Origin of the sequence: Serratia sp. root2 (genome assembly GCF_031931805.1) — a bacterium.
GTDB lineage: Bacteria > Pseudomonadota > Gammaproteobacteria > Enterobacterales > Enterobacteriaceae > Serratia > Serratia inhibens.
Genome location: NZ_JAUJXB010000010.1, coordinates 18,949 through 27,453, shown reverse-complemented (window position 1 = coordinate 27,453; position 8,505 = coordinate 18,949). Strand labels below are relative to the sequence as shown.

Sequence of the window (8,505 nt, the reverse complement as noted above, 5' to 3'; positions counted from 1 at the left end):
CGAACCCCGGAGACTCTGTGAAGTTGTTCACATGTTCCGTGTCGATGGAGGCGCATTATAGGGGGTTCCTCGCAGGCCGCAACAGGTATTTTCGACAAAAACGATCGTTTGCTGCATTCCACAGCAAAACCCGCCCTTATACCCTGTTGTGCACAACTTTATCCACAGAACCCATTTGCGCGGAAAATTTACGAGCGCCGCGCAAACGTTTTCGCTACAATTCCTCGCGATGAAACGCTCCCTCTTTTATAAGGTCGTTACCTGAATCTGTGCCCGATTGCTCCTCTATAGAGAGAAAATCCTTTCCTTATAGAGAGAAGCAGGTGGAAATTCACGTAACGCTCTTTATTGCGACTCAAAGCCAAGGGATAAAACCATGCAACAACCTCGTCCAATCCGCCGGGCCCTGCTCAGCGTCTCCGACAAAGCCGGTATCGTTGAATTCGCCGAAGCGCTTTCCCAGCGTGGCGTCGAACTACTCTCCACCGGCGGCACCGCCCGTCTGCTGGCAGATGCCGGCCTGCCAGTTACCGAAGTTTCCGACTACACCGGTTTCCCGGAAATGATGGACGGACGAGTTAAGACCCTGCATCCCAAAGTACACGGTGGCATTCTTGGCCGTCGCGGTCAGGACGATGCGATCATGGGCCAGCACGATATCAAACCGATCGACATGGTGGTCGTTAACCTTTATCCGTTCGCCCAAACAGTCGCGCGCCCGGATTGCTCGCTGGAAGACGCGGTCGAGAATATCGATATTGGCGGCCCGACCATGGTGCGCTCCGCAGCCAAGAACCATAAAGACGTCGCTATCGTGGTGAAGAGCGGTGATTACGCCGCCATCATTACCGAGATGGATAACAACGATGGCTCACTGCAATACGCCACTCGTTTCGATCTGGCTATCAAAGCCTTCGAGCATACCGCCGCCTACGACAGCATGATCGCTAACTACTTCGGCGCACTGGTTCCAGCCTATCACGGTGATACTGAACAACCTGCCGGCCGGTTCCCACGCACCCTGAACCTTAACTACATCAAGAAACAGGATATGCGCTACGGCGAAAACAGCCACCAGCAAGCTGCCTTCTATATAGAAGAGAACGTTCAGGAAGCTTCTGTCGCTACCGCTGACCAGCTGCAGGGCAAAGCGCTCTCCTATAACAACATCGCCGATACCGACGCCGCACTGGAATGCGTCAAAGAGTTCGCCGAGCCGGCCTGCGTGATCGTCAAGCACGCCAACCCATGCGGTGTGGCGATCGGCGACGATATTCTGGCGGCCTACGAGCGCGCCTATCAGACCGACCCGACCTCGGCTTTCGGCGGTATCATCGCCTTCAACCGTGAACTGGATGCCGCCACCGCGCAAGCCATCATTAGCCGCCAGTTCGTGGAGGTGATCATTGCACCGAGCATCAGCCAGGAAGCCCGCTCTCTGCTGGCCGCCAAGCAGAACGTTCGCGTTCTGGCCTGCGGTCAATGGCAGCAGCGCGTTGCCGCTCTGGACTTCAAACGCGTCAACGGCGGCCTGTTGGTGCAGGATCGCGATCTGGGTATGGTGAACGAAGGCGATCTGCGCGTGGTGTCCGAACGTCAGCCGAGCGCTCAGGAACTGCGTGATGCGCTGTTCTGCTGGAAAGTGGCCAAATTCGTGAAATCCAACGCCATCGTTTATGCGCGTGACAATATGACCATCGGTATAGGCGCCGGCCAGATGAGCCGCGTTTACTCCGCCAAAATCGCCGGGATCAAAGCGGCGGACGAAGGGCTTGAGGTGAAAGGTTCCGCCATGGCGTCCGACGCCTTCTTCCCGTTCCGTGACGGCATCGATGCAGCAGCGGCGGTTGGCATCACCTGCGTGATCCAGCCTGGCGGTTCGATCCGCGACGACGAAGTGATTGCCGCCGCCAACGAGCACGGCATTGCGATGATCTTCACCGACATGCGCCACTTCCGCCATTAATCCCTTTTGCCGCGTGCGCTACGGCGCACGCTCTGCATGGAGTACCTGATGAACATTTTAATTATCGGCAACGGCGGGCGTGAGCATGCGCTGGCATGGAAAGCCGCTCAGTCACCGCTGGCAGACAAAGTTTACGTCGCACCGGGCAACGCCGGTACCGCGCTGGAACCAAGCCTTACAAACGTAACGATCTCCGCCACCGATATCCCGGCGCTGGTCACCTTTGCACAAAGCCATGACATCGGTCTGACCATCGTTGGGCCGGAAGCGCCGCTGGTGATTGGGGTGGTTGATGCCTTCCAGGCCGCCGGTCTGAAAATCTTCGGCCCGTCCCAGGCCGCCGCTCAATTGGAAGGCTCTAAAGCCTTCACCAAAGACTTTCTGGCGCGTCATAACATTCCGAGCGCCGAGTACCAGAACTTTACCGAAGTTGAACCGGCGCTGGCTTATGTACGCAGTAAAGGCGCCCCCATCGTCATAAAAGCCGATGGTCTTGCCGCCGGTAAAGGCGTCATCGTCGCCATGACACTGCAGGAAGCGGAAGACGCAGTGCAGGACATGCTGGCCGGCAATGCTTTTGGTGACGCCGGCCACCGTATCGTGGTGGAAGAATTCCTCGAGGGTGAAGAAGCCAGTTTTATCGTGATGGTCGACGGCGAGAACGTGGTGCCGATGGCCACCAGCCAGGATCACAAACGCGTTGGCGATGGCGATACCGGCCCTAATACCGGCGGTATGGGTGCCTATTCCCCAGCCCCGGTGGTCACTGATGAAATCCACCAACGAGCAATGGACCAGGTCATTTGGCCAACGGTACGCGGCATGGCCGCGGAAGGGAATACCTACGTCGGTTTCCTGTATGCCGGGCTGATGATTTCTGCAGACGGCCAACCGAAGGTGATTGAGTTCAACTGCCGCTTTGGCGATCCGGAAACGCAGCCCATCATGCTGCGTCTGCGCTCCGATCTGGTTGAACTGTGTCTGGCCGGTGCGGAAGGCAAGTTGAATGAGAAAACTTCCGAGTGGGACGAGCGCCCGGCCTTGGGTGTGGTGCTGGCAGCCGGTGGATATCCGGGCGACTACAGCAACGGTGACGTGATTCAGGGCTTACCGCAGCAAGAAAGCGCCGACGGCAAAGTGTTCCATGCCGGCACGCGCATGCAGGGTGATGACGTAGTCACTAACGGTGGGCGAGTGCTGTGCGTGACGGCGCTGGGGACAACGGTGGCGGAAGCGCAACAACGCGCATACCAGTTGGCGAAAGGCATTCAGTGGCAGGGCAGTTTCTGTCGCAACGATATTGGCTATCGGGCGATTGCCCGCGGCAAATGATCTGAACGTCGCACCACAGTCAAACGAGGGGGTTCTGCATGCAGAGCCCTTTTTTATAACGTCTCTTCTTTCGGTTCCCAGCGGCAAAAATCGTCGTTCGCCACCAGCAGCAGTTCACGCCCTTCCGGTGCATCCAACCAGGCTATATTCACCGGCTGGTTGCTGTTGCGGGCACGCCGTGCGATCCAGGCCTCTGCATTATTATCCAGCCTCGGCTTGATTGATTGCCCATCACAGGTTTGCACAACGCCCTGCTGCCAACGCCCCTGCATTAGTTTCACCTTGCCGGCGCGCAACGCATCGCTCAGTTCAAGGACTCGCCGCGCCTGATATTGATACAAAGCGATCTCGTCGCTGGTCAGTTGCTCACGTCGCGTAGCCAGTTGGCGTTGCATAAAGCTCACCATGCCGTCATCGGCAAAGCGTAATTGAATAGAGTCTTGATCGCGATCGGCATCAGTGCGCTTGATCAGGCGCAGTTCGCCGTTCTGGTATTCGTACACTGTAGTGACCGTGCCTGGCCCGCGATAGGGGCTGTAGACACTCATCAACACTTGCGGACGTTGCTGGTCGTCGTCTTTACGCCACAAACGCATCACGCCCTGGTCAGCCACGTAGCCGCTGGCAGTAAAGGTGGGAGGATCGGAATGACTGCTGCAGGCGCTCAGGCCACCGGCAATGCCAATGGCCAGCAGCGCCTGTCGGACAAACAAAAGGGGCGCCATCGCCCCCCTGTTTAATCTTTTCACCAACACGCAGTATTACTTAACTGCGTCTTTCAGTGCTTTACCAGAAACGAACGCAGGCACGTTGGCAGCTGCGATTTTGATTTCTTTACCAGTCTGTGGGTTGCGGCCGGTGCGCTCGTTACGATGGTTCACTTTGAAAGTACCGAAACCAACCAATTGTACTGCATCACCTTCTTTCAGAGACTCAGTAATAGCAGCCAGGGTGGATTCCAGAGCCAGTTTAGCTTGTGCTTTGGAAAGGTCAGCCTTGTCCGCGATTACATCAATCAGTTGAGTCTTGTTCATAAGTTATCCTTACAGTGTGTTTATCGTTTGCAAAGCATCGAGTGCGACGGATATGCCGATTGACAGCACCCTCCTGCATACACGCACCGATAGCCACTTTTTTTACGCCCCCCAAATGTAGACCAGACAGGGTGCGGATGTGAAGCCTTAAGGCATGACAAATCAGGCGTTAAATCACGTTTTCTTGCCTTATTGCGTTAAATTTATCCCGATATTACTTACCGCAGCCTCGCGGAGGTCCGAACGCAACCCTTTGATCAGCTCTAAATCGCGCTCTTCACAGTCAGCCAACAGGCGGAAAATCTCCCATTGAATGTCCCATTCTTCCTCTACCGCAGGCAAAACCTTTAACTCATCGTCGGTCATTTCTTTACCGGCCTGAGTCATTTCCAGCATCGCCACGGTGCGAATTGACGTTTCGCTAATGGCAATGGCGTGCTCCAGCGTCTCCCCGCTGAGCCGCGAATGGATCAGTTCCCCTAATGCGATACAGGCGTCAATCGCCGGGTAAACGCCGTAAAGATCGTAATCTTCTGCCGAGGGTATCGCCTCTTCCAACTTCTCCAGCTGGCTGTCAAAGTTGACCTTGGCATCCTTCACCACCAGTGTTTCCCACACCAAATCCAGAATGCGGCGGTAAATGGCCGGATCGCCGAACTCGGTCTGCAGGCAGAACATCTGGTAATTCGGATACATACGCTCGCACAAACTGGCCATAAAGGTCAAATGTTGCCAGCTTTCAAGCTTTTCCAGACGTAAATGAATCGGGTTACGTAGCATTATTCACTCTCTTACGCGTTATCTGCGCCGCAGTGTACCCGAAATCGGTCATTGCGGCACCTCTGGATGCTGTTGCAGCCAGCGCTGGAAGGCCGGCCGGCGCGAGGCGATGGCATCGGCCCAGCGCGTGGGTTCAGGTAAACGGTAGCCCGCCATGCAGCGCTGTACCCAGGCCAGAGCGCTGTCGGCGCTTACACGGTGGCCGGTGGCAATAAACAACGGGTTGCAGCGCGCCTTGCTGCGCCACACCCAGCCAAGCTGTTCGCCTTTATCCTCCAGCGGCGCCAGCGCACCGGCGGCAACATCCAAAGGAGCGAATTTACCGCACAGGCGCTTCTTCGCCACGCCGATGGTCGGCACATTGACCAACAACCCAAAGTGGCTGGCGACGCCCAGGCGGCGTGGATGCGAGATGCCATGACCGTCGACAAAAACCAGGTCCGGCTTCTGTTGCAGCCGTTCCCACGCGGCAAGCAACGCGGGATATTCACGGAATGAAAGAAAACCCGGAATATAGGGCATGGTAGTAGCCACACGGGCAATCTGGTATTCAACCAGTTCCAGCGACGGATACCGCAGGATGGCGATAGCGGCTCGCGTCACCGCCCCTTCCTGCTCGAAACCCACATCGGCACCGGCGATAAAAGCCGGTGTATCGACCAGAAAGTCATCGTGGCGAATAACTTCAGACGCACGTTGCAACTGCTCTGCGCGCAGGGCTTGGGTATCAATCACATTCCATCCTTAGCGATGATATTTCGCCGATTGAGCGTGAACGGCCTCCACAAAGACGCCCGCGTTTTCGGGCGGTACGTCCAGATGAATGCCGTGCCCCAGATTGAACACGTGGCCTTCGCCGTGGCCGAAACCGGCAAGAATGGTTTCCACTTCCTGGCCGATGCGTTCAGGCGATGCGTACAGCATGGACGGATCCATATTCCCCTGCAGCGCCACTTTGTCGCCTACGCGACGGCGCGCATCCGCAATATCGGTAGTCCAGTCCAGGCCCAGCGCGTCGCAACCGGTCGCCGCCATCGCTTCCAGCCACTGACCGCCGCCTTTGGTGAATAACGTGACCGGTACGCGGCGGCCGTCGTTTTCACGCAGCAGACCGTCGACAATCTTGTGCATGTAGTGCAGCGAAAATTCGCGATAGTCGCGGCCGGTCAGCACGCCGCCCCAGGTATCGAATATCATCACCGACTGCGCGCCGGCTTTAATCTGGGCGTTAAGATACAAAATGACGCTGTCCGCCAGCTTATCCAGCAGCAAATGCAGCGTGGCCGGCTCGGCGTACATCATTTTTTTCAGCTTGGTAAAAGCCTTGCTGCTGCCACCTTCCACCATATAGGTCGCCAGCGTCCACGGGCTGCCGGAGAAGCCAATCAGCGGCACTTCGCCTTTCAGTTCGCGACGAATGGTGCGTACCGCGTTCATCACATAGCCCAGTTCCACTTCCGGATCGAACACCGGCAGTTTGTCCACGTCGGCACGGCTGGTGATTGGCGAAGAGAAGCGCGGGCCTTCACCGGCTTCGAAATACAGACCCAGCCCCATAGCATCGGGAATGGTGAGGATATCGGAGAACAGGATAGCGGCATCCAGCGCATAGCGGCGCAGCGGTTGCAGCGTAACCTCACAGGCCAACTCCGCATTCTTGCACAGCGACATGAAATCGCCGGCTTGAGCGCGAGTGGCTTTGTACTCCGGCAAATAACGACCGGCCTGACGCATCATCCATACGGGGGTCACATCCACCGGCATACGTTGCAGCGCGCGCAGGTAACGATCGTTCTTCAACTCATTCATCATAGGGCTCCCTTATTCATCTGCCGTCATTGTAGCGATTTATTGCTCACGGCATAAGGCTACGGTGTCCTCTATCAGGCGGCGCGCCACGGTGCCGGGCGGCGGCAACAGCGGCAACTGGTCATAACGGTACCAGCCGGCGTTCAGCAGTTCTTTCGGATCGTGACGAATCTCACCGCGGTGGTAATCGGCCATAAAGGCCATCATCAGCGAATGCGGGAACGGCCAGGGTTGGGAAGTCACATAACGCAGATTTTTGATTTCAATATTACTTTCTTCCATCACCTCGCGCGCGGCCGCCTGCTCCAACGTTTCGCCGACCTCGACAAAACCGGCCAGCACAGTATGAATGCCGCCGCGATGACGCACATGCTGCGCCAGCAGGATCTCATCGTCACGTCGAATAGCGACGATCACGCAGGGTGCAATCTGCGGGTAGTAACGCTCCCGACAGTGACCGCACAGGCAGGCGCTCTCGGTACGGCTGAGGTGCATCTCATGGCCGCAATAACCGCAGAAGCGATGAGAGCGGTAAAAGTCGGCCAGTTGTACGCCGCGCCCGGCAAGCTGAAACAACCCGCGATCGAGCTCTAGCAGCTGGCGCACCGAGCCCATATCCTGCGGCATCGTCTGGCGCACCAACCACACCGGCAGCCCTTCCCACTCGCCAATGGTGCGCGCCATTCTCCCCTGCAGGGAAAACGACGCCGCCGAACCGAACGGCAATTCACCGTGCGGTAACCAAAGTTTGCTTTCATGGCTGACGATCCACCAGCCATTTTCATTACCCGTCAATGCAAGTTCCATATCGTTGTTGCACAACCTCAGCTTCACTGGCACTCTACAAATCGGCCTTGTTACATTTTAATAACTTACTGTTACTTTTTATTACTTACGGAGTCAAACATGCTCAACCGTTTGGAAAGCCTGACTCAGCGCGTTGGTGGTAGTAATGAATTAGTTGATCAATGGCTTCAGGCGCGCAAGCAGTTGCTCGTCGCCTATTGCACCCTCGTGGGCATCAAACCGAACAAAGAAAAGCATACGCCGCTGAATGAAAAAGCGCTGGAGAACTTTTGCCATAATTTGGTGGATTATCTCTCCGCAGGGCATTTTCATATCTATGACAGAATTATCAAACAAGTGGAAGGCGCACCCAGTCCGAAAATGGCGCTATCGGTTAATATCTATCCCAAACTTTGGGTCAATACCGAGCAGATCATGGCTTTCCACGATCGCTATACCGAAGTAGATATCGATCAGGACGTGTGCATGGAACTCCACCAGGCGCTGTCGGATATCGGTGAGACGCTTGCAGCACGTTTTACCCTGGAAGATAAATTGATCCAACTGGCGATGGAAGCCTCGCAGCAACCTCTGCCGGATAAAGCACTGGATCAGACGCGTTAGAATTTTGTAGTTTTTTTTATTATCCCTCCTATACTGGAGGGCATCTTGTCGGAGTGCCTAGCGCTGATTTGCTCATCAAATTGGCCAGGCTGAGACCGTTAATTCGGGATCCGCGGAACCTGATCGGGTTAATACCCGCGAAGGGAACAAGAGTAATCTATCGCCACAGGCAGG

At 56.1% G+C, this 8,505-nt stretch carries 9 protein-coding genes and 1 riboswitch; of the genes, 3 read left to right on the top strand and 6 right to left on the bottom strand.

Annotated elements, in window-relative coordinates; all coding sequences use genetic code 11:
• Window positions 1–376 precede the first annotated feature (376 nt).
• Both purH and purD read left to right on the top strand, forming a co-directional pair.
• Window positions 377–1,966, top strand: a complete 1,590-nt coding sequence (gene purH / locus QZQ97_RS24090; protein WP_311995472.1) for a bifunctional phosphoribosylaminoimidazolecarboxamide formyltransferase/IMP cyclohydrolase — start codon at window positions 377–379, stop codon at window positions 1,964–1,966.
• A gap of 48 nt (window positions 1,967–2,014) precedes the next feature.
• A complete protein-coding gene (gene purD / locus QZQ97_RS24085) occupies window positions 2,015–3,298 on the top strand; it encodes a phosphoribosylamine--glycine ligase (protein WP_311995471.1) in 1,284 nt (427 codons plus the stop codon).
• Window positions 3,299–3,351: 53 nt separating this feature from the next.
• On the opposite strand, the gene QZQ97_RS24080 is transcribed toward purD, so the two are convergent.
• From QZQ97_RS24080 to nudC, 6 genes are all read right to left on the bottom strand, one after another.
• Window positions 3,352–4,023, bottom strand: coding sequence for a DUF1481 domain-containing protein (locus QZQ97_RS24080; protein ID WP_311995470.1), 672 nt, complete (start codon window positions 4,021–4,023; stop codon window positions 3,352–3,354).
• Window positions 4,024–4,059: 36 nt separating this feature from the next.
• A complete protein-coding gene (gene hupA / locus QZQ97_RS24075) occupies window positions 4,060–4,332 on the bottom strand; it encodes a nucleoid-associated protein HU-alpha (RefSeq protein WP_012004757.1) in 273 nt (90 codons plus the stop codon).
• A gap of 189 nt (window positions 4,333–4,521) precedes the next feature.
• Entirely contained in the window at window positions 4,522–5,112 is a 591-nt protein-coding gene (locus QZQ97_RS24070) for a YjaG family protein (protein WP_004953973.1), read from the bottom strand.
• Window positions 5,113–5,160: 48 nt separating this feature from the next.
• Window positions 5,161–5,847, bottom strand: coding sequence for a deoxyribonuclease V (gene nfi, locus QZQ97_RS24065; protein WP_311995469.1), 687 nt, complete (start codon window positions 5,845–5,847; stop codon window positions 5,161–5,163).
• A gap of 9 nt (window positions 5,848–5,856) precedes the next feature.
• Window positions 5,857–6,921: a uroporphyrinogen decarboxylase gene (hemE, locus tag QZQ97_RS24060; RefSeq protein WP_126479714.1), complete on the bottom strand. Its 1,065-nt coding sequence runs from the start codon at window positions 6,919–6,921 to the stop codon at window positions 5,857–5,859.
• A gap of 39 nt (window positions 6,922–6,960) precedes the next feature.
• Window positions 6,961–7,728, bottom strand: coding sequence for an NAD(+) diphosphatase (gene nudC, locus QZQ97_RS24055; protein WP_065506798.1), 768 nt, complete (start codon window positions 7,726–7,728; stop codon window positions 6,961–6,963).
• Between the two features lie 99 nt (window positions 7,729–7,827).
• On the opposite strand from nudC, the gene rsd reads away from it, so the two are divergent.
• Window positions 7,828–8,331 carry a sigma D regulator gene (gene rsd / locus QZQ97_RS24050; protein WP_311995468.1) on the top strand — a complete coding sequence of 168 codons (504 nt, stop codon included), beginning with the start codon at window positions 7,828–7,830 and terminating at the stop codon, window positions 8,329–8,331.
• Window positions 8,332–8,370: 39 nt separating this feature from the next.
• Window positions 8,371–8,494, top strand: a riboswitch (TPP riboswitch).
• Window positions 8,495–8,505 lie beyond the last annotated feature (11 nt).